Annotated in this window: 23 protein-coding genes and 1 other RNA gene; 13 read left to right on the top strand and 11 right to left on the bottom strand. The window is 51.2% G+C overall.

Features of this window, described 5'->3' with window-relative positions; translation table 11 throughout:
* Nucleotides 1-34 precede the first annotated feature (34 nt).
* Nucleotides 35-487: an FKBP-type peptidyl-prolyl cis-trans isomerase gene (locus ACYVIY_RS22715; protein ID WP_460978703.1), complete on the top strand. Its 453-nt coding sequence runs from the start codon at nt 35-37 to the stop codon at nt 485-487.
* 88 nt (nt 488-575) lie between these two features.
* Here ACYVIY_RS22715 and ACYVIY_RS22710 read toward each other — a convergent pair whose 3' ends face one another.
* Both ACYVIY_RS22710 and ACYVIY_RS22705 read right to left on the bottom strand, forming a co-directional pair.
* The gene (locus ACYVIY_RS22710; protein ID WP_460978702.1) at nt 576-974 is read right to left on the bottom strand and encodes a hypothetical protein; all 399 of its coding nucleotides are present in this window, start codon (nt 972-974) and stop codon (nt 576-578) included.
* The gene (locus tag ACYVIY_RS22705; protein ID WP_460978701.1) at nt 955-1,860 is read right to left on the bottom strand and encodes a hypothetical protein; all 906 of its coding nucleotides are present in this window, start codon (nt 1,858-1,860) and stop codon (nt 955-957) included. Before ACYVIY_RS22705 ends, ACYVIY_RS22710 begins: the two co-directional genes overlap by 20 nt.
* A gap of 120 nt (nt 1,861-1,980) precedes the next feature.
* Here ACYVIY_RS22705 and uvsE point away from each other — a divergent pair, with 120 nt between their 5' ends.
* Nucleotides 1,981-2,970: a UV DNA damage repair endonuclease UvsE gene (gene uvsE, locus ACYVIY_RS22700; RefSeq protein ID WP_460978700.1), complete on the top strand. Its 990-nt coding sequence runs from the start codon at nt 1,981-1,983 to the stop codon at nt 2,968-2,970.
* Nucleotides 2,971-3,133: 163 nt separating this feature from the next.
* On the opposite strand, the gene ACYVIY_RS22695 is transcribed toward uvsE, so the two are convergent.
* On the bottom strand, nt 3,134-3,739 hold the full coding sequence (locus tag ACYVIY_RS22695; RefSeq protein WP_460978699.1) for a T9SS C-terminal target domain-containing protein: 606 nt from the start codon (nt 3,737-3,739) through the stop codon (nt 3,134-3,136).
* Between the two features lie 517 nt (nt 3,740-4,256).
* On the bottom strand, nt 4,257-5,270 hold the full coding sequence (locus ACYVIY_RS22690; RefSeq protein ID WP_460978698.1) for a bestrophin family protein: 1,014 nt from the start codon (nt 5,268-5,270) through the stop codon (nt 4,257-4,259).
* 267 nt (nt 5,271-5,537) lie between these two features.
* Here ACYVIY_RS22690 and ACYVIY_RS22685 point away from each other — a divergent pair, with 267 nt between their 5' ends.
* The gene (locus ACYVIY_RS22685) at nt 5,538-6,347 is read left to right on the top strand and encodes an SDR family oxidoreductase (RefSeq protein ID WP_460978697.1); all 810 of its coding nucleotides are present in this window, start codon (nt 5,538-5,540) and stop codon (nt 6,345-6,347) included.
* 42 nt (nt 6,348-6,389) lie between these two features.
* Entirely contained in the window at nt 6,390-9,041 is a 2,652-nt protein-coding gene (locus ACYVIY_RS22680; protein WP_460978696.1) for an MGH1-like glycoside hydrolase domain-containing protein, read from the top strand.
* Here the strand turns inward: ACYVIY_RS22680 and ACYVIY_RS22675 are convergent.
* Both ACYVIY_RS22675 and ACYVIY_RS22670 read right to left on the bottom strand, forming a co-directional pair.
* A complete protein-coding gene (locus ACYVIY_RS22675; RefSeq protein WP_460978695.1) occupies nt 9,007-9,321 on the bottom strand; it encodes a hypothetical protein in 315 nt (104 codons plus the stop codon). The two genes, ACYVIY_RS22680 and ACYVIY_RS22675, sit on opposite strands and share 35 nt — an antisense overlap.
* A 27-nt stretch (nt 9,322-9,348) precedes the next feature.
* Nucleotides 9,349-10,203: a DoxX family protein gene (locus ACYVIY_RS22670; protein WP_460978694.1), complete on the bottom strand. Its 855-nt coding sequence runs from the start codon at nt 10,201-10,203 to the stop codon at nt 9,349-9,351.
* A 117-nt stretch (nt 10,204-10,320) separates the two neighbouring features.
* Between ACYVIY_RS22670 and ACYVIY_RS22665 the strand changes: the two genes are divergently transcribed.
* Complete coding sequence (locus ACYVIY_RS22665) at nt 10,321-11,301, top strand: GlxA family transcriptional regulator (RefSeq protein ID WP_460978692.1); 981 nt, start codon at nt 10,321-10,323, stop codon at nt 11,299-11,301.
* 350 nt (nt 11,302-11,651) lie between these two features.
* On the opposite strand, the gene ACYVIY_RS22660 is transcribed toward ACYVIY_RS22665, so the two are convergent.
* From ACYVIY_RS22660 to cobT, 4 genes are read right to left on the bottom strand one after another with little or no spacing between them, the layout of a single operon-like run.
* On the bottom strand, nt 11,652-12,215 hold the full coding sequence (locus tag ACYVIY_RS22660; protein WP_460978690.1) for a DUF6580 family putative transport protein: 564 nt from the start codon (nt 12,213-12,215) through the stop codon (nt 11,652-11,654).
* A 9-nt stretch (nt 12,216-12,224) separates the two neighbouring features.
* Nucleotides 12,225-12,881, bottom strand: a complete 657-nt coding sequence (gene cobC, locus ACYVIY_RS22655) for an alpha-ribazole phosphatase family protein (protein WP_460978689.1) — start codon at nt 12,879-12,881, stop codon at nt 12,225-12,227.
* 25 nt (nt 12,882-12,906) lie between these two features.
* Nucleotides 12,907-13,689 carry an adenosylcobinamide-GDP ribazoletransferase gene (locus ACYVIY_RS22650; RefSeq protein WP_460978688.1) on the bottom strand — a complete coding sequence of 261 codons (783 nt, stop codon included), beginning with the start codon at nt 13,687-13,689 and terminating at the stop codon, nt 12,907-12,909.
* Complete coding sequence (gene cobT / locus ACYVIY_RS22645; RefSeq protein WP_460978687.1) at nt 13,686-14,699, bottom strand: nicotinate-nucleotide--dimethylbenzimidazole phosphoribosyltransferase; 1,014 nt, start codon at nt 14,697-14,699, stop codon at nt 13,686-13,688. The genes ACYVIY_RS22650 and cobT overlap by 4 nt, the downstream gene beginning before the upstream one ends.
* Nucleotides 14,700-14,944: 245 nt before the next feature.
* Between cobT and ACYVIY_RS22640 the strand changes: the two genes are divergently transcribed.
* From ACYVIY_RS22640 to ACYVIY_RS22625, 4 genes are all read left to right on the top strand, one after another.
* Nucleotides 14,945-15,346 carry a response regulator gene (locus ACYVIY_RS22640; RefSeq protein ID WP_460978686.1) on the top strand — a complete coding sequence of 134 codons (402 nt, stop codon included), beginning with the start codon at nt 14,945-14,947 and terminating at the stop codon, nt 15,344-15,346.
* 339 nt (nt 15,347-15,685) lie between these two features.
* Nucleotides 15,686-15,982, top strand: coding sequence for an autorepressor SdpR family transcription factor (locus ACYVIY_RS22635; protein ID WP_460978684.1), 297 nt, complete (start codon nt 15,686-15,688; stop codon nt 15,980-15,982).
* A gap of 11 nt (nt 15,983-15,993) precedes the next feature.
* Complete coding sequence (locus ACYVIY_RS22630; protein WP_460978683.1) at nt 15,994-16,650, top strand: SdpI family protein; 657 nt, start codon at nt 15,994-15,996, stop codon at nt 16,648-16,650.
* A gap of 229 nt (nt 16,651-16,879) precedes the next feature.
* Complete coding sequence (locus ACYVIY_RS22625; RefSeq protein ID WP_460978682.1) at nt 16,880-17,848, top strand: alpha/beta hydrolase; 969 nt, start codon at nt 16,880-16,882, stop codon at nt 17,846-17,848.
* A gap of 126 nt (nt 17,849-17,974) precedes the next feature.
* On the opposite strand, the gene ACYVIY_RS22620 is transcribed toward ACYVIY_RS22625, so the two are convergent.
* Nucleotides 17,975-18,616: a hypothetical protein gene (locus ACYVIY_RS22620; protein ID WP_460978681.1), complete on the bottom strand. Its 642-nt coding sequence runs from the start codon at nt 18,614-18,616 to the stop codon at nt 17,975-17,977.
* 168 nt (nt 18,617-18,784) lie between these two features.
* Between ACYVIY_RS22620 and ssrA the strand changes: the two genes are divergently transcribed.
* From ssrA to ACYVIY_RS22600, 4 genes are all read left to right on the top strand, one after another.
* Nucleotides 18,785-19,159: a transfer-messenger RNA gene (gene ssrA / locus ACYVIY_RS22615) on the top strand.
* 694 nt (nt 19,160-19,853) lie between these two features.
* Complete coding sequence (locus ACYVIY_RS22610) at nt 19,854-20,165, top strand: transposase (protein WP_460978680.1); 312 nt, start codon at nt 19,854-19,856, stop codon at nt 20,163-20,165.
* A 5-nt stretch (nt 20,166-20,170) separates the two neighbouring features.
* Entirely contained in the window at nt 20,171-21,061 is an 891-nt protein-coding gene (locus tag ACYVIY_RS22605) for an IS3 family transposase (RefSeq protein WP_460978678.1), read from the top strand.
* Between the two features lie 74 nt (nt 21,062-21,135).
* Nucleotides 21,136-22,173 (top strand): hypothetical protein, encoded by a 1,038-nt coding sequence (locus tag ACYVIY_RS22600; RefSeq protein WP_460978677.1) that lies wholly within the window; start codon nt 21,136-21,138, stop codon nt 22,171-22,173.
* Nucleotides 22,174-22,290: the final 117 nt, after the last annotated feature.

Below are 22,290 nucleotides of genomic sequence, written 5' to 3'. Positions count from 1 at the left end.
CTTTGGAACAGCGCATACAAAACGAAATTGACTTATGGCACAAGCAAAATCCGGAGACACCGTTCAGGTGCATTATACCGGAACCCTGACCGACGGAACTGTTTTTGATTCGTCAGCGGGCCGCACCCCCCTGGAATTTACGGTCGGCAGTGGCCAAGTGATTAAAGGCTTCGATGAGGGGGTTGAAGGCATGAACCAGGGCGAAAAGAAAACCATCAATATTCCGGTCGACGACGCCTATGGGCCTGCTAATGAAGAGATGGTGTTCACGTTGAATCGGTCGGAAATCCCCGATGATATTCCGCTCGAAATGGGCATGACCCTTAATATGCACGAAGACGGTAACCCCCGGCCAATTCCTGTGATCGTACGCGACCTGACCGATACCAGCGTAACGCTCGACGCAAACCACCCTCTGGCAGGGCAGGATCTTATTTTTGAAGTAGAACTCGTTGGCGTGAAGTCGCCATCCGGCCTAATTCTATAAGAGCTTATTACCCAACACATAACGGAGGCATCTGGCTGTTGTAACGGAAATCGTTACGGCCCGAATGCCTCCGTTTTCTTTCTATAAACTATTCCTCCGTCAGTACCAACTCGCCGAGTTCCTGTAGGGCGGTTTCGATGCCACGTACGTTGGCCCGCGCTACGTATGAAGCCAGCGCAACGGTAATGGCACCTATATTGAGCGCGATACTCATGTTTTTAACGCGTCTGAGACTGGCTTTCGCTTCGTCCGTAGCCTGTTGAATTCGGCTGATCAGGTCGGCTGCCCGGTTAAAAGCCGGACGGACGGCCAAGGTCTGTAAGTCCTGTGCCCGGTTTAGTAAACTACTCTGATACGCGTTCAGGTCTACATGCTGCTCATAGGTAAGCGCTGGCCAGTGCAGCACCTGAAACTCGTTCAACGAGCGGGCTATATCGCGGTAGCCGTCGGCTACCGCAACGATTTGGTCAGGGCTTAAATCTTCCATAAACAGGGGTGAGTTGCTCAAGGTCGACCCGGAGCTGATTGAGTGTGGCGATAGACGTACCGAGGCTGACCAATGTGGCCTTACCCGACAACTCTTTGCGACGATTGTAAAGGTCATTGTAGCCAGATTGCAGCGTTTTTACCATCTTCACGTGCGTTAGTGTGGCCTGTCGATTCTGCTCAATAGCCTTCGCCGTCTGCAGCCATTGTCGGGCCAGTTCCAGCTTTTGCAAATAAGACAGAGCCGGATCGCGGATAACTACGTTCTTATAATAGACGTACTGCTGGTCGCGACTCAGGTCAATTACCTGCGCGAGCCGTTCGTAGGCAAACCTCAATACGTTCAGTAGTTGATTTACATCCGCATGGCTTTGTGCCAATAAAATAGCTACTTTCCGACGTCGATACGCTCCGGTTGCCGTTGAGGCCAGCAGGTTCGCTACCCGATTGAAGGCCGCTGTTTCATCAGCCGAGAGGTTGCCAGCCGGACTTTGCAGGAAGCTGCTAAACGCCGGAGACTTGAGTTGGACGGGCACGAACGAATCACCCGTCGCTGACAAGGCCGCTAGGGCCTGAAAGTAAGCGCTGACCACCAATGTGCCGCTCCGGATGAGGCTATCGGCGAGCTGATAGGAACGTAATGAATCAGCCCGAATCCGTTTGTCGAAATCAATGCCTACCAGCGGCACCCGGTTAAACGGATGGTTGTCAAGTGAATCAGCGAGTACTCGCTGCTGATAGATGTCGGTAAATGTAGCTGACAGACTTGTCCCCCGCTGTAGGCCACCCGCCGACGTAGCACAGAACGTGCTGACTAGTTTGAGGTTAACACAACCGCTGAGCCACCAACATACAGTAACCACGAGAATAAGCGAGAATCGGTTCATGCAAAAGCCAAGGTCGGCTGGTAAGATATAACCTCGCTGGCAAAAAACAGGATGAACGCGCCGGTTTTGAACGAACGGTCAGATTTAAAACCGGATGGGCCAAAATCAGGTTTACTGCCTATGAATTCCGCTTCACTCAACGCTGGCTACGCCTGTATCAACATTAGCCTTCAGGCCGAGAAGATTATGACCAACCGGGGAATGATCAAAAAGACATTCGCCGAAAAAGGCACGGCTTATGCTTCCGAACTGGCCCTGAAAAACGTACAGGATCTGCTGAAAATCGTGGACTGGAACCTCGAACACGGATTTCGGTTGTTTCGGGTATCGTCCGATCTGTTCCCGTGGGCATCCGAGTACCGGCTGACTGATCTGCCCGACTTTTTCGAAATCCGGTCAACGCTTGAAGCCATCGGTAGTCGCCCGATCCGCCTGACGGTACATCCCGGTCCTTTCAACCATCTGGCTGGGCAGGGGCGGGTGCTGGATAACACGATCACCGATCTTGAATACCATTCGGAAATCTTCGACCTTATGGGGTTCAAACCCTCACACTGGAACAAAATTAATATTCACCTGGGCGGTACGTACGGCGATAAGGCAGGCACGATTGCGCGCTTTTGCCAGAATTTCAAGCGGTTATCCGAAAATCTGCGTGCGCGCCTGACGGTGGAAAACGACGATCGACCTAGTTTGTACTCCGTTGCGGATCTGGTACCCGTACACGAGACGATTGGTACGCCGGTCGTGTTCGACTACTTCCATCATTCGCTTCATCCCGATGGCGTGAGTGAACAGGATGCGTTCCTGATGGCCTATGATACGTGGGATGTGCGCCCGGTGTTCCACTATTCCAACTCCCGCCGGGAATACGAAGAGCCCAAAGCACGCGCCGAAGCCCATGCCGACTGGCTCTACACACCCGCCAACACGTACGGAAAAGAGGTAGATATTGTCTTTGAATCGAAGATGAAGGAATTGGCTATTATGCGGCTGCGGGGCGATGAGCCCGAGATTACGCCTAAAATGGCTAAGCTGATGAATCAGCAGAAAAAACAGGACCCCGAAAATCCACCCGCCGAGGTCGTTGGCGCGAACGAAACGACCTGAACGCTACCGGACGTAACAGCACATTTAAAAAAGAAACCCGCCACACTCGAACGAGCGCAGCGGGTTGGGAATGGTGGGTGCAACCGGGCTTGTCCGAAGAGTCCGATTGCGAAATCGAGTGGTGCTGATGGGACAAATTGAGTGTCAATCAGCGGTTAACCTACTAGTGACGAATGTCAACCCGAGCAGAGAATTGTTTCTGATCAGGACCAACTACGAAGGTGTACGAACCTTCGGGCAGCGACGATAGATCGAACCGACGTACTTTGCCGTTGAACGTGTCGGTGTAAACCGGTACGCTCTGGGCATCGTAGATCGTTACGTTCGCCTTCGTTACGTTGGTCGACGGCAGGCTTACTTCGATCTTGTCTTTTCCGTAGGCAGTCAGCGTGGGCTGAACAACTTGTTGCAGATTACGCTCGTCTACGTTGACGGTATTACCTTTGATGGTCAGGCTCTGCGACATCCACCAGGCGTTGTTGCTGGCGGTGAGGAAGTACTGCCCGTCGGGTAAGTTGGTCAGATTAAACAAGGTAGCTTTCTGCTTCTGGTTGGATACGGAGCCCCGATAGAGCAGATTGCCGTCGGTATCAATAATTGACACCTCGACTGGTGCTCCCGGCTGGGTATAAATACGAACTTTCTTGTTTTCGGACTTCTCGACTTTCACCCCATTCGCTCCCGATCCATTGTCGGCTTTGGCATCTCCCATGCCTGCCAGACCCCATACTGACAAGAGTACAGCAATTGATAAACGGAACTGTTTCATTGGTTTGAAATTTAGTTTTACCGTGACAAAGGTGGGCTCCATAATTGGTTTAATGCAATAGCTTAGAGCGGTGGTGAGCCTTGTTTCGCGAAACTTCCTTCAAAAATTCAATTAGTTATAAGTAAAGTAGGGCGCTTATGTGAAAAGTACAATAAGTCCCTAATTATAGCGCATGTATTGTATTTTTCTAATAATTCTAATTTATTGGATTGTTAAATTAGTTTTATACAATTTTTATCGAAAAAGTGCAAAATGAATTTTCTGACCTGTTTGCGGCTATTGCAGATTTCGCCTTGAAAACGAAAATTCCTTACTTCGTTTTTCCGGTTCAACGTTCTGAAAGCCACCCAAAACGACTAGTCCTGTCCCCCCAATCAGATGATCGGGAACGACAGGACTAAACAATTCGTAAGTACCGCTTTTTGTGAGAGACCTTATAAAGTATAAATTGAATAAAGGCTGATTGATGCCAATAAAGTATCGTTGCTAAGCGTCAGCTTCTACCCACAATTCGTATCTACATCAGAATCCAATTTACCGCCTGAGCTCGTTTAGGCAGGTCTGTCTCTCCGAGCATATCGCGCAGGTCGATTTCAATGTTCCGGCAGATCGCCGTCATCGGCACATCGTTAATGCTGTTCTCGAACGGATTTTCGCTCGTATCACCCACAATTTCCATGGTGTTGAAAATCCAGGCGATCACTGTATAAAAGGGTACTGTCAGCCAGATGTGCCAACCACTGATCCGCGCCATTTCGGTCAGCAACCCGTACGGAAGCACGATAATAAATAGCAAGGTGAACACGTAACTGAAGAAAGCGTATTGCCGGGGGAACGGAAATGACTTGATTCGTTCGCAGGCACCCTGTTGATTATAAAATTCGACCAGCATCCGTTCCATATCTACATGGTGAAAGTCGCTGAGGTAGCCGCTTTGCCAAAGTTCGCGGATCTGAGCTGACTGCTGTCGCATCAGGAACGTAGCGGGATTGGGATGTCTCAGTATGGCCTCGATCGCATCATTTGGTAAAAAACGAGCCAGCTCTTTATCTAAGCTGCACTGCTTAAACTCTTCGATGCGTTCAATCACTTCGTGAGCCGGGTCGTGGTGAAGTTCCCAAACGGGTTTTTGCCTGAGCTGAACCCGTAAGGCGGTAATATAGGCCAGATGACGATAAATCAGTTGTTTGCGAATTTGGACGAGTTCATCAGCCGGGATCGGGTCACTAACGTGTTGGCTGGCCAGGTAATCCAGCACCATGATGGCCCACGACCGGCTGGCGTTGGTGATGCTGCCCCAGATGCGCCGGGCTTCCCAGAGCCGGTCATAGGATGAATTGTTTTTAAAGCCTACGTAAAAAGCCACGGCTGTTCCGATGGTGGCTACCGGCACAAAGGGAACGGCGAGAAACCGCCAGCCAGCAACGGAGTACAACGTACAGATGCAAATGGAATAGACTAAAAAGGCAAGAACAGAACGTCGGGCAAACGGAAAAACAATGGAAAACGGAACACGTCGGGTTGTAAACATAAGCTGAGAGATGGAATGGCGAGACGGCAAGATACAACAGGAAGCTTTTTCAGAAAATCCAACAAACGTCACTCTGTTCATACGTAGAACCGGTGAGGAGCCTGCGCTGGATTTTCCGAGAAGTGAATCTATTAATACGTCTGCATTGCCTGCCTGACAGCAGGAAGGCAGAAATCGGCATCGTAAGAGTCGCAACGCCTGACTTTAGAAATACGTGGAAACAAATCGACAGCAAAAAACTTACGTTTAAAACACATCGATTAACGTATGGATCAGGTCTTAAAGGGGCAGATTGCGCTCGTTACCGGCGCTAGCAGCGGTATTGGAGCGGGCGTAGCCAAATCGTTGGCGCAGGCGGGGGCAATGGTCGTTATCAACCACTCCTCCGCCAAATCACTCGAAAGCGCACAGACTATTTTAGCCGAAATCACTGATGCCGGTGGTGCGGGCATGACGGCTCAGTGTGATGTGAGTAAGGAAGATGAGGTTATCAGCATGTTTGCGGATGTGGTCGCCAGGTACGGCACGGTCGATATTCTGGTTAATAATGCTGGTCTACAGCGGGACGCCCAATTTCATGAAATGACCTTGGATGACTGGAAGACCGTCATTGACGTTAATCTGACCGGGCAGTTCCTCTGTGCCCGGGAAGCCATCCGCGAGTTTCTGCGCCGGGGGCCGCGTCCGGAGGTGTCGGCAGCAACGGGCAAGATCATCTGCATGAGTTCGGTGCACGAAGTGATTCCCTGGGCGGGTCACATCAATTACGCGGCCTCGAAAGGCGGTATCAAAATGCTGATGCAGTCGCTGGCGCAGGAATACGGCGACCGGCAAATTCGGGTGAACAGCATTTGCCCCGGTGCTATCCAGACGCCCATCAATAAACCGGCCTGGGATACCCCCCAGGCCCTAAACAGTTTAATGTCGTTAATTCCGTATAATCGCATCGGACAGCCGTCGGACATTGGAAACCTCGCTGTGTTTCTGGCCTCCGATCTGTCTGATTACATCACCGGAGCCAGCATATTCATCGATGGCGGCATGACCGTCTTCGAAAGCTTTGCAACCGGAGGGTAAACGACTAACCGACAAACAACTGAGCAGTCAAACACATCCTGCATGACCACCGAACACCAACGCCTGCAAGACCCCGCCTGGCGGCAGTGGGGTCCGTATGTCTCTGATCGGCAGTGGGGAACGGTTCGCGAAGATTATAGTTCGAACGGTGACGCCTGGCGGTACACCACCCACGATATGGCCCGCAGCTATACGTATCGCTGGGGTGAAGACGGTATTGCCGGATTTTGCGACGATAAGCAGCAGCTCTGCCTGGCCTTGGCCCTCTGGAACGGAAACGACCCGATTCTGAAAGAGCGGTTTTTCGGACTGACCAACGGCGAAGGAAACCACGGCGAAGATGTAAAGGAACTGTATTACTACCTGGACGGTACGCCCTCTCATTCCTATCAGCGAATGCTGTATAAATACCCACAGGCCGCTTTTCCGTACCAACGACTCGTTGACGAAAACAAGCGCCGAACCCGCAACGACCCCGAATTTGAACTGCTCGACACAGAGATCTTTTCCGACGATCGCTATTTCGACGTAGCGGTCGAGTACGCGAAGGCTGGTCCGCAGGACGTATTGATGGTCGTTACGGTGCAGAACCGGGGACCGGAAACGGCTGTGCTGCACCTGTTACCAACGCTCTGGTTTCGAAACTCGTGGGCCTGGGGCGACGATTCGGATGGGGTACCCAGCCAGCGGCCGCTTTTGTCGTTGCAGACGGATGGCAGCGTACTGGCCGAGCAGAGTCTGTTGGGGCGATACGTACTCCATGCCGAAGGGCAACCCGAGTGGCTGTTCTGTGAGAACGAATCGAACCTGGCCCGGTTGTATGACACGCATATCGGGCCGCAGTTTCCGAAGGATGGGATAAACGATTACGTAGTTTTTGGGGCAAATACCGTTAATGACGCGCAATGGGGTACGAAAGCCGCTGCACGTTACGTAGTCACGGTCGATGCTCAGGGGCAGGTGATTATTCGGCTACGGCTGCGGGCTCAGTTATCAACACCAGATCAGTCAGTCGATGCATTCACTGATTTTGACCGGCTTGTTGGCCAGCGCAAGGCTGAGGCCGACGCCTTTTACGCGACCATCCAGCCCGCCCAGGCTACCGACGACGAGAAACTAGTGCAACGGCAGGCGTTTGCCGGGATGCTCTGGAACAAACAGTTTTATTATTACGACGTAGCACGCTGGCTATCGGGTGATCCGAACCAGCCGTCCCCGCCACCCGAGCGGGCCAAAGGACGCAACCATTCCTGGACGCAGCTGATCAACGCCAATGTGATCTCGATGCCCGACAAGTGGGAGTACCCGTGGTACGCGGCCTGGGACTGGGCATTTCATTGCGTAACGCTGGCCCTGATCGATCCGGGGTTTGCCAAGCAGCAACTGATGCTGTTGACCAACGAATGGTACATGCACCCCAATGGTCAGTTACCCGCTTATGAGTGGGCCTTCAGCGACGTGAATCCGCCCGTACAGGCTTGGGCCGCGTGGCGGATTTTTCAGCTCGAAGCGCAGCATAAACCGCCTGGCGACGAGGACGTAGCGTTCCTGCGGGCGGTGTTCCATAAGCTCATGCTCAACTTCACCTGGTGGGTAAACCGCAAGGATGAATCGGGTAACAATATTTTCGAGGGTGGATTTCTGGGCCTGGACAACATCGGCGTTTTCGATCGAAACGCCGTTTTTCCGGATGGCAGCCACCTGGAGCAGGCCGACGGAACCAGTTGGATGGCCATGTACGCCCTCAACATGATGCGCATCGCACTCGAACTGGCGCGCCATGACACGGTATACGACGAGATGGCCACGAAGTTTTTCGACCATTTCCTGTACATCGCCGGGGCAATGACCAGCATGGCGCACACCAACATCGGCCTATGGGACGAAACCGACGGCTTTTTCTACGATCAGCTTCGCTGGTCGGATGGCAGTGTGCAGCGGCTGCGGGTACGTACCATGGTGGGGTTAATTCCTATGTTTGCCGTTGAGATTCTGGACGATGCACTGCTGAAACAGAACCCGGCTTTCGTTGACCGCATGACCTGGTTTCAGAGCCACCGGTCGGACTTGTACCACCAGGTGTCACGTTATACCGAAACAGGAATTGCCGATAAGCGGTTGCTGAGTTTGTTACGTGGGTTCCGCCTGAAAGCACTGCTGAGTAGATTGCTGGACGAAACGGAATTTCTGAGTCCGCATGGCGTGCGGGCCGTCTCAAAAATATATCGCAATACGCCCTACGAGTTTCGACTCGACAGCACTACGTTCCGGCTGACATATACGCCCGCCGAAAGCAACAGCAATATGTTTGGCGGCAACAGCAACTGGCGGGGGCCCGTCTGGATGCCGGTGAATTACCTGCTCATCGAAAGCCTTGAGCGCTTCTACGATTACTTCGGCGACAGCTTCACCGTTGAGTTTCCCATCGGCTCGGGGCAGCAGGTCACGCTGCGGACGGTGGCTGATGAGCTGATCAACCGGCTCATCAGCCTTTTTACCCTGGATAGTAACGGCAGGCGAGCCGCGTTTGGCCAGCACCCAATGTACCAGGACCCGAACTTCCGGGATCACGTATTGTTCTACGAGTACTTCGATGGCGACAATGGCCGGGGAGTTGGGGCGAGCCACCAGACCGGCTGGACCGGCTTAGTGGCTGAACTTATCGATCGGAAATACAACAGGCCCAGGTCATGAACCGGCGGGTACGAGTCAGCAGAATGGCCGTTGGTAAAGCCCGATTGCGAATCGGTTCAATGTCGTCCGGCAGAATCTCTGCGTCAAATCCATAACCGTTCAGCAAGCCGATCAGGGCTGAGGATTGAATTGGGCCGGTCGTCGACTGCACCCGCAGAACCTTGTCGCAATCTTCCAGATCGAAATTGGCTTTGTATTCGACGAACCGCTGCTGGATCAGCGTAATAAGCACCGCTGCATGATCGGAGTGGAATACATTGGTTTTAAATACTTCTACCATAACGTTCTACGTGTTTATAGACGGATACTACGCCAAGTTTGCCCGCTCGAACCGCTTCCAGACAGAATACGTCAGGAACATAATTCCCAGCATGACCAGGGGCGGAAGTAATAAGCCGATTTCATCCCCAACAAAGGCTCTTGAGGCAAACGCACCAATAAAATTAATGGCGAAACCCGCATACGCCCACTCTTTCAGGGTGTTAAATTTGGGTTGTACCAACGCAAGTACGCCCAGAATTTTGGCTGTTCCAAAGATGATCAGGACGTACATGGGGAAACCAAGATGGCGCATCACTTCTTGCCCGGTTTTTTCCTGCATGACACCGGCTATGCCATCCATTAGCATCGCTAACGCAAACAGGCTCGTTAATACCCAGTACGTAATACGCAGTGTTTTTGATTTGGGCACAGTGGGTTGTGTTGCAACGGGAGTAGCTAGGGTTTGCATGTTGTTATTGGTCAACTGGTGATTACTAGGAATTAATTTTACCATGCAGGTCACATCTTCGTTGTCGTAGTGTTCTACGCAGTAAGAAGCCGGGTCTAGTCGTGGATCGTCCAGCAACGTGCGGAACGTAAGACCAATGCTGTTCTCCTGCTTCTGCCACTGCCGTATCGTAACGGTCAGGTAGTCGCCTTTCGTGAGCCTAACCGTTTCATGGCCGTACTGCTTTGCTTCGCCTTCGTAAGCCTGTGGCACTCCGGCTTTATAATTAATCACTCCCGTTTCGTCGGGTTTGGAGAGGCCATAGGAAGGCCGGTTGCTCGCTTCCGGAACGGAAGATTCAAGGGTTTTAAACGCCTGGCGAATACCGGTAGGAAACGACGTAGCAGTAACGCAAATGAGGTCGAGGTCCTGGTCCAGTTGAACGATTTTCATGGGCTGGCTGGGGTTTGTTTACAGGACAAATTTACCGGTTGAATAGGGGAGAGAAAGGGGGTAAATCCGGCAATAAAAGGGTAGATTGCGACACCTTTTCTGGATATAATTAACCCTATGAAACACGTATCAATTCTGGTTCCGAAAGGCGCTGTTTTAGGTAGTATCGAAGGCCCTCGGCAGGTGCTGACGGAAGTGAATAAATACCTGATGAGCCTCGGAAAACCAGCCCTGTTCAACGTACAACTGGTGGGATTAGCGCAGCAGGTGCCTGCTGCGGGTGGCAAATACACGGTCTATACCGATGCCCTGATGGAGACCGTCCGCCGGACCGATCTGATCATTATTCCGGCGCTGGATGGCGACCTCAGACAGACGCTGGAAACGAATCAGGAGTTCATCCCCTGGATCATCAATCATTATCAGAAAGGAGCCGAAGTGGGTAGCCTGTGCGTGGGTGCGTTTCTGTTGGCCGCAACCGGCCTGTTGACGGGCAAACAGTGCGCTACACACTGGATGGCCGCTCAGGAGTTCCGGCGGCTATTTCCCGATGTCAACCTGGTAGAAGATAAAATCATCACCGACGAACAAGGCATTTACTCAAGCGGGGGTGCCTTTTCGTACCTGAACCTGATTCTGTACCTGATCGAGAAATACGCTGGGCGCAACGTAGCAGTGTTTATGTCAAAGGCCTTTCAGATCGAAATCGAGCGCCAGAGCCAGTCGCCGTTCATTATTTTCCACGGGCAGAAAGGACACGGCGACGAAGCCATCAAAAAGGCGCAGGAATACATTGAACAAAATGTAGAAGAACGCATAACCGTCGATCAACTGGCCGCTATGTTCGCCATTGGACGGCGGAATCTGGAACGTCGCTTCAAAAAAGCTACGGCAAACTCGGTGGTTGAATACATTCAGCGGGTAAAGATCGAAGCCGCTAAAATGAGCCTGGAATCGTCGCGCGAGAACATAAACGAAGTGATGTACCGCGTTGGCTATTCGGACCCCAAAGCCTTCCGCCTAACGTTCAAAAAAATTACCGGCCTCTCTCCACTGGAGTATCGTAATAAATACAATAAGGAACTGGCCCTCGCTTAGATAAGCCGTTACGTATCGTACCTGGTGTGTAAAAAGCTGCTGTGTATCGGTTTCGGATTTAAATACCCCTCCCGGCCTCCCCTCGTAGGGGAGGAGCAGAACTAAACTAGCTTGCAAGAAAACTCCTCCCCTCGTAGGGGAGGCCGGGAGGGGTAAACAGAGGTACAGTTTAGGCAGGGAGCCTAGGAGGTCTGTAGTCGATCGGTTACGATCAACAGAAGTCAATTGCTACCCGAACTACAATCCCAAATTAGCGCGTTGAGCGCTGCTACGTTGAGATAGACATAAAACGACAGACGCTCGGCCTTTCGGCCGAGCGTCTGTCTTAGGTAATTATAAAATAGAAGATCTTAGCCACGGCTGCGAATTGGACGTAGTACCGTGAACCGTTGCTGAAGCAGGTAATAGCTGCCAAACAGCACGCCACTGAAGAACAGATCGCCCAAGAGTCCATTCAGGAAAAACGACGTACCATTGTAGAACGCCAGACCCGCAGCATAGCAGCCCATCAGACCGGCCATAGTTTGCGGATAAAACGAACTGCCGTACCAAACCGCAAAGTTCGTGATCAGGAAAAACAGCACCGACGAACTGACGGAGGCCAGCGCGATCCGCCCGGCTGAGGGTTGCCCCGAACGTTGCCCGTTCAATGCCCACAGGCCCAGCAGCCAGGTCAGGGCAAAACTTATGTAAACAGCGCCCATGCTGCCATGAAACCCAATCAGGGCGTCGCTCAGGAACATAGCCGCAAAAGGAATGACTAAACCCAGCCACTTCCGCTCGAATGTAGCCGCACCAAACAGGGCCAGAGCCGCTACGGGCGTAAAGTTCGGCCAGTGCGGCACCAGACGAAAGAGAGCCGTAGCCAGAACGAGAACAGTAAGCGTAGTCAGGCGAATTTGCAGGGACTTCATTGGAATAAATTAGCGATTGATGTATTGAATCGTGTACGTTGAACCGGTTAGGGTAAGCTTCGTAACAGCGCCGTAGTCGAGGTTGATCCGATAGGCGTTCTGCAAAGATAAATCCAGAAACAGACACAGCAAAGCGCGTATGACCCCACCGTGTGATACGATGAACACCGGCTGGCTCGTTTGAGTTTGCGCCAGCGGCAGAATCTGCTCCTGCCAGAAGGACCCGACCCGGTCGAATACGTCCTGAAAATTCTCGCCGTTGGGCGTTTTAACATTCACAAAATCGGCCATCCACGGGTCCAGCACTTCGCGCCCGATTGCTGACCAGGGCTGCATTTCCCAGTCGCCAAAAAAGAATTCCTTCAACCGATCGTCGTACTGCACGGTAGGCGTGTGGCCGTCAATAACGGTAGCCTGCCCCGGAGCCACTTCGATCTGACTGTTGGCCGCTGCGGTTACGGCCAAATCTTCGGCCAGTCGGCGGCAACGGCTCAGCGGAGACGAGAAAATGGCCGACGGGCGGCTCGAAGCAGGGTCTTCGGTTAAGTGAGTAAGCAGCCGGTCGCGCTGTTCAGCGTAGCTTTCCGCCAGGTCAACGTCGCTCTGCCCGTAAGCAACACTACGTCCAACGGCAACTTCGGTATGTCGAATGAGGTAAATATCCATGTACAGCAATCAGCAGAAAGTAAGATTAAACAGAAACCCAGAGGAGGGAAACGAACGACAGATACACAATTACTTCGGTGAGCTGCTGGGTAGCGCCCAGACAGTCGCCGGTATAGCCTTCCAGCCATTTGTTGAAAAATCGGATCAGCCGCCAACGGACGAGCGCCAGCGGAATCAGGAAGGTCAGGTAGATCCATAGGCCACTATACGCCACCAGCGCCAGCAGGGGAGCCAGCCCAAACAACGCAGCGATAGCCAGTTGAACGGACGTAATGCCCTGGGCTATGGGCTTGGCTTTCGATTCGGCATCTTCGCGGGCGTAGGGTAAAGACCGGATCACCGTCGCGGCTGTCAGCCGGCTCAGACTGTGCGCCGATACATACTTCAACGCAACCGCCCAGCCAAAAGCTTCCACCGACAGCATTGCCTGCAAGGCAAAAAACTTGACAGCCAGCAGCAACCCCAGGCCGATGGTGCCGTATGTACCGAGCCGACTGTCTTTCATAATAGTCAGGATCTGGGTTTTAGACCAGCCCCCGCCGAACCCGTCGCAAACGTCCGCAAATCCGTCTTCGTGAAATGCGCCCGTAACCCAGACCGTTGCGATCATGCTGAACAATACCGGCAGAAACTGGGGGGGGAACAGGACCGTGCCCAGCCAGTACACACCAACGCCCATTGCCCCCACAATCCAGCCGATCAGCGGAAAAAAGAGCGTCGACCGGTTTAGGGCGTCGGCCGAGTGATCGATAGACTTTGGCACTGGCAGACGGGTGTAAAACATCAGTGCCGTAAAGAATAGTCTCATAATACGTCCATAGTGGCCATGTTGTTGAGCATAGTAACCGCAGCCGCCACAATGGGGTAGGCGAGGGCGCAGCCAGTTCCTTCGCCCAGGCGGAGGCCCAGGTCGAGCAGCGGACTAGCGCCCAGATGCGTAAGCATCCGCTTGTGACCTTGCTCATCGGACTGGTGGCAGAAAATGCAGTGCTGCACCACCGCTGGGCTCAGGGCCTGCGCAGCCAGCAGAGCCGACGTAGCAATAAAGCCGTCGACCAGAATAATCATGCCATTCTCGGCCGCCTGAATCATACCCCCGGCAATGGCCGCAATTTCCAGTCCGCCCATAGCCGCCAGAATCGCCATTGGTTCGGTCAGGGCCGTGTACTGATCTGCTACGTCTTGCAGCACGGAGAGTTTACGAGCCAGCCCGGCATCGTCGAGGCCGGTACCCCGTCCCACGCATTGATCCAGCGGCATGTTCATGAACCGATGCATCAGCAAAGCCGCTGACGACGTATTGCCGATTCCCATATCGCCGAAGCCGACTACGTTACAGTCGCGATAGTGTACGCCGTTGACCAGCGTTTTACCCGCATCAATAGCGGCTGCGCACTCCTCGTCGGTCATGGCCGGTTCGTGGCGCATGTTGCGGGTGCCGGGCCGAATCTTGAACTTGACAAACTCGGTGGTGTTCTCGGCGAACGTACCGTTGACACCCACGTCGCACACCAGCAGCTTGAGGTCGTTCTGGCGGCAGAATACATTGATTGCGGCCCCGCCCGCAATGAAATTCTTCACCATGCCATAGGTCACCGCAGCCGGATAAGCGCTGACGCCTTCAGCAGCCAGGCCGTGGTCACCGGCGAAAACCAGCAGGTGCGGATTTTGCAGAACAGGCGTTGTGGTTTGTTGAATCAGGGCAATTTGCAGCGCGAGTTCTTCCAGACGGCCCAGGGCTCCGAGTGGTTTGGTTTTATTGTCAATCAACCGACGGACTTCGGTTTCCAGCGCTGAATTTGTTGAAGAAGTAATCATTGTGTTCGTAAAGCCAGGCCACAAAAATCGGGATTGGATCTTAGATCATCACTATGAGACAATCACCTTTCCCGTTGGTGTTCCGCCTGAGTGGACTACGTAACAAGCGGTTTGTCTATCCTATACGTCAAAATAAGTTGGCCGTATTTTAGCTTAAATCAATCTTTTGTGGTTACACGTTAAACAGCAAACTTACCTGTCAGTGTATAAGCATGTACCAGGCCAGGAGTTAACTACAACGTATCATGCGCCAAAACGCCACAATCTGGTTAGTCGACGATGACGAGCACATAGCGGATATCGTTACCCGGGCCTTTAGACTTGAGCACCTAACGTGCCAGATTGTTTGTTTTCCGGACAGCAGAACGCTACTGGCCGAAATCGCTAAAACGCCGAATTTACCTTCGCTTCTGGTCGTTGACTATTACTTGCCCGACGAAGATGGCTTACGGCTGATCGAACGCTTAAAGAACAACCCAACCACGCAGGCTTTACGTACGGTGCTGTTTAGCCAGCAGTTAAAGCAGGATGTTGTCCTGAAAGCAGAAGCTCTGGAGGTGTATCAGGTCGCGCCCAAACCCGTCAGTTTCCACGAATGGCGTTCGTTTGCCGATGAACTATGCCTGGCAGGCTATTTCTCGCGTTAACCGTATTCATATGTAGCAGACTCCATAATTAATCGTTCACGAATAGTTATTGTTAATTATGGATAAGTCACTTGAGTCATAATAGCCGGTTTTTGTCATCTCGAGCCTGCGAGAGATCTTCTGTGACCGGAAGGATTGTCAGTCTGGTCAGAAGATCTCTCGCAGGCTCGAGATGACAAAATCATCATCCACTCACTTGCATCAGTCGTATAATCCCCCTCTCCCGTTTTGGGAGGGGGACAGGGGTGAGGGCATACACGCATGAATAACCGTTTACTAATAATTAGATGGTTGTCTAAATAATTAATTAGATATTTGTCTAATCGTTTAACGAATAGTATGAACACGCTTTTCAAAGCCCTGAATGACCCGACCCGCCGACAAATCCTGGATCTGCTGCGGGATGGTGATCTGAATGCCGGAGAAATTGCCGAGCGCTTCGACATGAGTAAACCAAGTATTTCGCACCACCTCGATCTACTTCGCCAGGCGGGACTGGTTGAGTCGGTGAAGAAAGGGCAGTTCATTACCTATTCGCTGAACACGACGGTGCTCGATGAACTGCTGGCCTGGCTGCTGGGCTTTCAGAAATCGGAGACGCCCACGCCCGAACCGAAAACCGAACATCCTCACTAAACCGTATACTCATGAACCGCAAATCAACCGCGTCTGAATTCCTGCTGATCGGGATGCTGCTGATCCCGTTTATCTACCTTGCCTACATCTGGACGGAATTACCCGATACCATTCCGGGTCACTATGGGCCCAACGGAAAACCGGACCGCTACGACCCCAAAGAGCAGCTGGCCTTTGGCATGGCCGGATTGACGGTGTTTCTATACCTGACATTTCGGTACGTGCCGCGTCTTGACCCCCGTAAAAATCTTGACACGGCCTTGTTTCAGAAAATACGCTGGATTATCATGGTCTTCTGGGCTGCTTTTCTGATTTGGATGTGGACGGTATCCTGGAAAGGCGTAAGCCCGGAAATGCTGGGGACCAGTGTGCTGGTTGGCGTTGGACTGCTCGTGGCGTGTCTTGGTAACCTGATGAACAGCGTAAAGCCTAACTATTTCGTGGGTATACGTACCCCCTGGACTTTGGAGAGCGAGACCGTCTGGCGAAGAACGCATCAACTGGGTGGCCGGGTGATGCTGGCCGGAGGAGTAATCAGCACGGTGCTTGCGTTGCTCGTTCCTGTGCCCTACAAAAGCGGGTTGGTTGTCGGCGTTACGTTGCTATCGGTATTCATTCCCGTTGTCTACTCGTATATCTACTTCCGGCAGGAGAAACTTGTTAGGTGATTGTGCATTACTGATGCCTAGCCCTTCAACTCCGCTCAAGGTGACAGCTTGCCAAGTTGTATTTGCTTAAACACCCAGTGGTGAATGTCACCCTGAGCGGAGTCGAAGGGCCGTACGGCAGCAACTCTTTTGATGAATTAACTTCAATCTCATCTCCCCTCTCCCTACCGGGAGAGGGGTTGGGGGTGAGGGAAATAACACCTAATCTGAACGTAACGAGTCACTTACCATGAAATCCATTTTTAATCTCTTGGTGTATCTGCTGGCCGGACTAACCAGCTTTGCGCAAACGGAGGAGCCTCTTCATTACAAAATCAACGTACCGGCCGGGGCAAATCTAACCATCGATGGTACGTTGACGATCCCCAATCAGGCCACTGGTCCCGTGCCCGTTGTTTTGTTGATTGCCGGTTCGGGACCCACCGACCGCGACTGTAATAGCGGTTATAGTCTGAAAACGAACGCATTTAAAATGCTGGCAGACAGTCTCGTTCGGCAGGGCATTGCTGTAGCCCGGTACGATAAACGGGGCTCGGGAACCAATCTGATCGGGGCTGCAGCGATCCTCAAACCCCAGGAGCATAGGTTCGATTATTATGTAAGTGACGCCGTTGGTTTTATTTGTCAGCTACAGGCCGATAAGCGATTTTCGAACGTAATTGTGGCCGGGCACAGTGAGGGGTCGCTGGTGGGTATGCTGGCCGCTCAGCAAACGAAGCTGTCCAAATTTATATCCATCGCCGGACCGGGACGTAACATTGCCGATGTACTGAAAGAGCAGCTTCGGGCGGGCCTTCCCGACACGCTGAGGGCGGTATCATACCAGATTATCGACTCTCTGCGGGCGGGGCACCGGGTCAATCGGGTAAATCCGTTTCTGTTTTCGCTGTTTGGCCCTAAAAATCAGCCAGGATTGATTTCCTGGATGAAGTACGAACCGACGGCAGAGCTGAAAAAGCTGAACGCGAACGTACTGCTGATCAACGGTCGGCATGATGTACAGGTACCTGTTACCGAAGCCGAGCTGCTGAAAGCCGCCCGACCCGATGCGGAGGTACTGCTGATTGAGTCGATGAACCACATCCTGAAAGACGCGCCATCCGACCGTACCGAAAACCTGAAAACATACACCAATCCGTCGCTTCCGCTTAGCCCCGGCCTGGTTACGGCTATGGTACAGTTTGTGAAAAAGGGGTAGGAGAAGGAGGAGAGGGAAGAGTTGGAGGAAGGGGAGTAAAGGAAGAAGGGGATGAGGTAACTACACAAGTTCTATCCCTTTTCCCCTTCCTCCCACTTTTCCCTTTATTCCCTTTCCTCCCCCTTTTCAATTCGCCGAATAATGCTGCAAATACGCGATCAGGCGCTCGAAATGCAGTTGTTCGTGCGGGTTCTGGGTTTGCCGAACCAGCAAATGCCGATAACTGTCAATTAATCCGTCGAAATGCGGATTGTGATTCAGTCGCGCGGCAATCAGGCCTTTGTAGCAGCGGTGCGTCTGGTTGTAGACGTAACGACAGGGTTGGCTGGGGTGATCGTTCAGCAACTGATCGAGCGTAGCCAGCGACGAAGCCCGGTTCAGAAACTCGAAGCCCTGTTCGGTAAAAAACGCTTCGATTTCGGCGCAGGCGTTCAGCAGTTCGTCGGTGGTATGCAGTTTATACCGAAAATAGTCCAGCCCGCTGTATTTGCCGATGGAGATAATGAGCGTGTTGGCATCGGGCCGGTAGTCAGCCATGTTGTTCAAAAACTGCTGGGCAATCTGTTCAATCTGGTGGTTACGGCATCCGAAATTCACCTCCAGCATCGTTTCATCGCTGTAGAACGAAGGTGACAGAATTACATTCTGAAAACCAGTCTCTAACGGTCGCCGATACTGCCGCTTATCGGGGAGCAGTACGTACTGATGCCTGGCGAAAAAAGGCGTCAGGTGCTGATATAATGTGGTTTCAAAGGGCGTACTGATCATAGCTGTTTTGCCGATATTGCCGGACGGTGTCGGGTAGCGGCTTAACTAATCTAAACTACATAAGTTTATAAACTTAGGCAATACGAACGTTGAGGTAAGAGAGCGGAACCCGAACCAAAAGCCTTATATTTGCGTTTAGATAGAACACGCCCTTACTGGGTCACTTTTGGGGACGACCGGAATTGACAGCTTGCAGAGGTCGCGTGTAAGCATGCCGGGAGTTGACGGTATTTCCCGACCCGAACAAATCGTCAAAACAATAACTGGCGAGTATAACTACGCCATGGCTGCCTAATCCGGAGGATTAAGCAATAGCCATTGTCTCCCCGGCCTACGTGCTGCTGGCTGGATCAGGAGGCATCGACTCGCAGCGCTGGCTCGGTTTATGGTGTTAACGGCCGAGTAAGACACAAGCACCTACGGATGACGCTTGGTCTGGTATGCACCGGGCCGATTCCCGACAATCCCAAGCATACCTAAGCATGTAGAAAGCACGACGAGTTCCTTGACTGGACGAGAGTTCGAATCTCTCCGTCTCCACAAAAACCCCGGAATCCAACAGATTTCGGGGTTTTTATTTAAAATGTGTACTAAGTGCAACCTTAATTACAAGGTCTGAATTACTGACCCGTGAGTAAGTCTGTAAAGTGAACAGGTGGTACACCAAGCTACTAGTAAGATCAAGTGCTTTCACAATGCAGCGACTTTACTGACTTGTTCATAAATCGTCCAATAATTGGTGGCTGTTGCAAAAGTCGGTACTAGGCCAAAATTCCTTTTTGAGCTTTGTCTTTTCGAGTTGAAATTCAGTAAAATAGGGTGTACGTACTAAACAAAGACACCTATTTTCGGGTTTCTGTAACCGCATCGGCAGACCACAGCTACTTGAGTTTTACAACGCTTACTAAGAAAATACTATACTGGATCTGACTCTTTAGTTGTACGCTGATAAGTATGTCGCTCTTGAACGTTAGTAGTCAATGAGGCCTAAAGGAGTAGTTAAACTAGGGACAGGATTGGACTATGTGGTAAGTAGGTTCCCCAATTTAGCTTGTTTTGAAAGAAATAGACTTGAGCCTTGGCTTGCCTTATCAACCTGAGCTATCAGTAAACTATTATGAAACTAACGATGTATGGCTGGCTGGTGTTGTTGGTCATGGGGCATACCAGTGTCTTAGCCCCCTGAATGGTTGGACAAAATTGTAAAAACAGTTTAGTCCTACTACATTCAGAAATCATGAGCAAAATCAGGCGAAGTTTCTCCCCCGAAGACCGCTACTCCATCGTCCAAGAAGCCATTCGTGACGGCCATGCCGAGACCTGTCGCAAGTACAATCTATCTCCTTCGTTGCTGCGCAAGTGGCGATTGAAGTATTTAAGCAAAGGCAAAGAGGGCCTAAAAGATTCCTATGCACGCGTCGATCCTCAACTGCGAGCACTCGAAGAGGAAAATGAACGTCTGAAGCGGATTGTAGCAAAACAGGCTTTAGAATTGGAAATAAAGAGCGAGCTGCTAAAAAAAACGCCTATTCAATCCAGGAGAAGCTAGCCCTCATGAAACAGTTCGAAGCCCGCGCCAATTGCACCCTGTTATGTCAGTGGCTTGACCTGCCCCGCAGCGTGTATTACTATCAACCCCAATCCGGTAGGCCTGGGGCAAAGCCCAGCCAGTTGACCATGAAGCTAGACGGGTCGTGGGTAGATAATCAACAAGTAGTAATAAGTATCAGGCACTTACTGGACGTTGAATTCAATGCGCTCGGCTATGAGTACATTACGTATGAGCTGAAAAAAGAATATCTGATCAACAAGAAAAAGGTATATCGGCTCATGCAAGAGCATAACTTACTCTTAGGCAAGATGATACAATCGACAGGGGGTAAACGGGAGTTCGTCAAATTTAAACGTATCGAAGCGACAAAACCCCTAGAATACCTATGCTGGGATATCAAATACGTCTGGGTTAAGGGTGAACGACGAAACTACTATTTGTTAAGCGTTATTGACGTTTATAGCCGCAAAATCCTGGACTGGGTCTTCCAGGGTAGCATTCGTCAAATGGATTTAATCAATCTGCTTCGACGAGTAAATCAGGGCCATGGGTTGAAAGGCGTCATTTTGCGAAATGATAATGGTAGCCAATTCATTGCCCATTCGGTTCGTAAGTTTTTGAAAAACTCGGAGGTCAAACAAGAATTCACTCATGTGGCTACCCCAGAGGAGAACTCTTACATTGAAGCCTTTCACAGCATTCTAGAACACGATGTGATTGATCGCAATGAATTTGCCAGCTATTATGAAGCGAAAGAAATGCTAAAGCGTTATTTTTTCCATTACAACCATCATCGATTGCATCGCTCGATTGGATTTATAACACCTCAGCAAAAATGGGAGGAGGCAACGGTGGTTTATGATACAACCTTTTCAGAAAATCTGTCCAACTAATAGGGGGCTAAGACACCAGTTGTAAACAAACCCCCTCTGTTGATCCACTGCCGATTGACAAGGCACCTACAGTAGTGAACTGGCAGAATGTGGACTCGCTGATTGGCTTATCAAATCGAAGAGCGCTAGGCGTATATGCTGATAGTGCGGGACTTATTTTTATGAAGCAGGATGGATTTACATTGCTTCGAAAAAACACTACACAACCCTCTCATTATTATTATTCACTCTATAATGAGTACTGGAGCGGTGTGCAACCCGCCTTCTATCAGGGTATCGCTTATGTGCTCACTTCAGAGAGTACCATTCAGGCGTTTCCCTATAGACAACCAAATCAGCAACCATTTACGATCCGGTTGGCTGACTTTAACCTGCCTCAAACGCCAACCGGTCACGTGGCTTTTTCACGACGGTCCGCAATTACCATTAACTCGTCAGGGCAACTCTTGGTGGAACTCGACGCAGTGACAGCTCCTAAGTATTTATATACCCTACAATTAGATGGTAACGGAAGACCAGTTAGTAATCCGCTGGATGGTAAAGTGGGCCATCCAATTGAATTAAACAACTCAACATTTGCGCCCATGTTCTGGGGCAAATATGCCTTTGGGGAGTTGCTTTTTGTGGAAGCTGCTCGAAATTACGTCGGAGATAATTCAATCGCCAGTACCCTGATGGGCGAGCTGCAACGAATTGGCCCAGATAGCCAACTGGAAACGGTCTTACCCAAGGTGAGTGTGCAAAACGTGTTTCTGTTCAACAATGCGCTCTATGCGGTTGGTGGCCCGCTGAGCAACTCATTCAGACTGTATAGATCAACCGACAGAGGTCAAAGTTGGTCAAACCTTTATGAACTAACGAACTCAAATTTGTATGGAGCTACCTTTTCGACTTTTTATCAGATCGAAAATCGACTGGTGGTCGTTTATGTTAAGCAAGAACTACAAGAATATGATGTGGCGTCAAATCAGGTAAAAACACTCCGATTGGACGGGATTCCTAAAACGAGAGGTGAGATTACTGGGCTAGCCCACTATGGAGACAAGATCTATCTGACGACCATGAATGGTGGAATCTATGTAAAACCATTGAAGGATTTCTGGCAGTATTGAGGGGGGGGATAGTTGAGTCAACCTGGTGAAACGAAACAATTGACTCTAGCAACAGCTACATTGATTCTATAACAGAATAGAATACCACCTAATCCCTTTAAACAAGATAAAAGAAGA

This window comes from Spirosoma knui (assembly GCF_054780635.1).
This window is presented reverse-complemented; position numbering and strand designations above follow the sequence as displayed.

Bases quoted from the DNA above. Each gene is read 5' to 3' on its own strand.
- ACYVIY_RS22715 (WP_460978703.1), top strand. From the start codon at position 35: ATGGCACAAGCAAAATCCGGAGACACCGTTCAGGTGCATTATACCGGA.
- ACYVIY_RS22710 (WP_460978702.1), bottom strand. From the start codon at position 974: ATGGAAGATTTAAGCCCTGACCAAATCGTTGCGGTAGCCGACGGCTAC.
- ACYVIY_RS22705 (WP_460978701.1), bottom strand. From the start codon at position 1,860: ATGAACCGATTCTCGCTTATTCTCGTGGTTACTGTATGTTGGTGGCTC.
- uvsE (WP_460978700.1), top strand. From the start codon at position 1,981: ATGAATTCCGCTTCACTCAACGCTGGCTACGCCTGTATCAACATTAGC.
- ACYVIY_RS22695 (WP_460978699.1), bottom strand. From the start codon at position 3,739: ATGAAACAGTTCCGTTTATCAATTGCTGTACTCTTGTCAGTATGGGGT.
- ACYVIY_RS22690 (WP_460978698.1), bottom strand. From the start codon at position 5,270: ATGTTTACAACCCGACGTGTTCCGTTTTCCATTGTTTTTCCGTTTGCC.
- ACYVIY_RS22685 (WP_460978697.1), top strand. From the start codon at position 5,538: ATGGATCAGGTCTTAAAGGGGCAGATTGCGCTCGTTACCGGCGCTAGC.
- ACYVIY_RS22680 (WP_460978696.1), top strand. From the start codon at position 6,390: ATGACCACCGAACACCAACGCCTGCAAGACCCCGCCTGGCGGCAGTGG.
- ACYVIY_RS22675 (WP_460978695.1), bottom strand. From the start codon at position 9,321: ATGGTAGAAGTATTTAAAACCAATGTATTCCACTCCGATCATGCAGCG.
- ACYVIY_RS22670 (WP_460978694.1), bottom strand. From the start codon at position 10,203: ATGAAAATCGTTCAACTGGACCAGGACCTCGACCTCATTTGCGTTACT.
- ACYVIY_RS22665 (WP_460978692.1), top strand. From the start codon at position 10,321: ATGAAACACGTATCAATTCTGGTTCCGAAAGGCGCTGTTTTAGGTAGT.
- ACYVIY_RS22660 (WP_460978690.1), bottom strand. From the start codon at position 12,215: ATGAAGTCCCTGCAAATTCGCCTGACTACGCTTACTGTTCTCGTTCTG.
- cobC (WP_460978689.1), bottom strand. From the start codon at position 12,881: ATGGATATTTACCTCATTCGACATACCGAAGTTGCCGTTGGACGTAGT.
- ACYVIY_RS22650 (WP_460978688.1), bottom strand. From the start codon at position 13,689: ATGAGACTATTCTTTACGGCACTGATGTTTTACACCCGTCTGCCAGTG.
- cobT (WP_460978687.1), bottom strand. From the start codon at position 14,699: ATGATTACTTCTTCAACAAATTCAGCGCTGGAAACCGAAGTCCGTCGG.
- ACYVIY_RS22640 (WP_460978686.1), top strand. From the start codon at position 14,945: ATGCGCCAAAACGCCACAATCTGGTTAGTCGACGATGACGAGCACATA.
- ACYVIY_RS22635 (WP_460978684.1), top strand. From the start codon at position 15,686: ATGAACACGCTTTTCAAAGCCCTGAATGACCCGACCCGCCGACAAATC.
- ACYVIY_RS22630 (WP_460978683.1), top strand. From the start codon at position 15,994: ATGAACCGCAAATCAACCGCGTCTGAATTCCTGCTGATCGGGATGCTG.
- ACYVIY_RS22625 (WP_460978682.1), top strand. From the start codon at position 16,880: ATGAAATCCATTTTTAATCTCTTGGTGTATCTGCTGGCCGGACTAACC.
- ACYVIY_RS22620 (WP_460978681.1), bottom strand. From the start codon at position 18,616: ATGATCAGTACGCCCTTTGAAACCACATTATATCAGCACCTGACGCCT.
- ACYVIY_RS22610 (WP_460978680.1), top strand. From the start codon at position 19,854: ATGAGCAAAATCAGGCGAAGTTTCTCCCCCGAAGACCGCTACTCCATC.
- ACYVIY_RS22605 (WP_460978678.1), top strand. From the start codon at position 20,171: ATGAAACAGTTCGAAGCCCGCGCCAATTGCACCCTGTTATGTCAGTGG.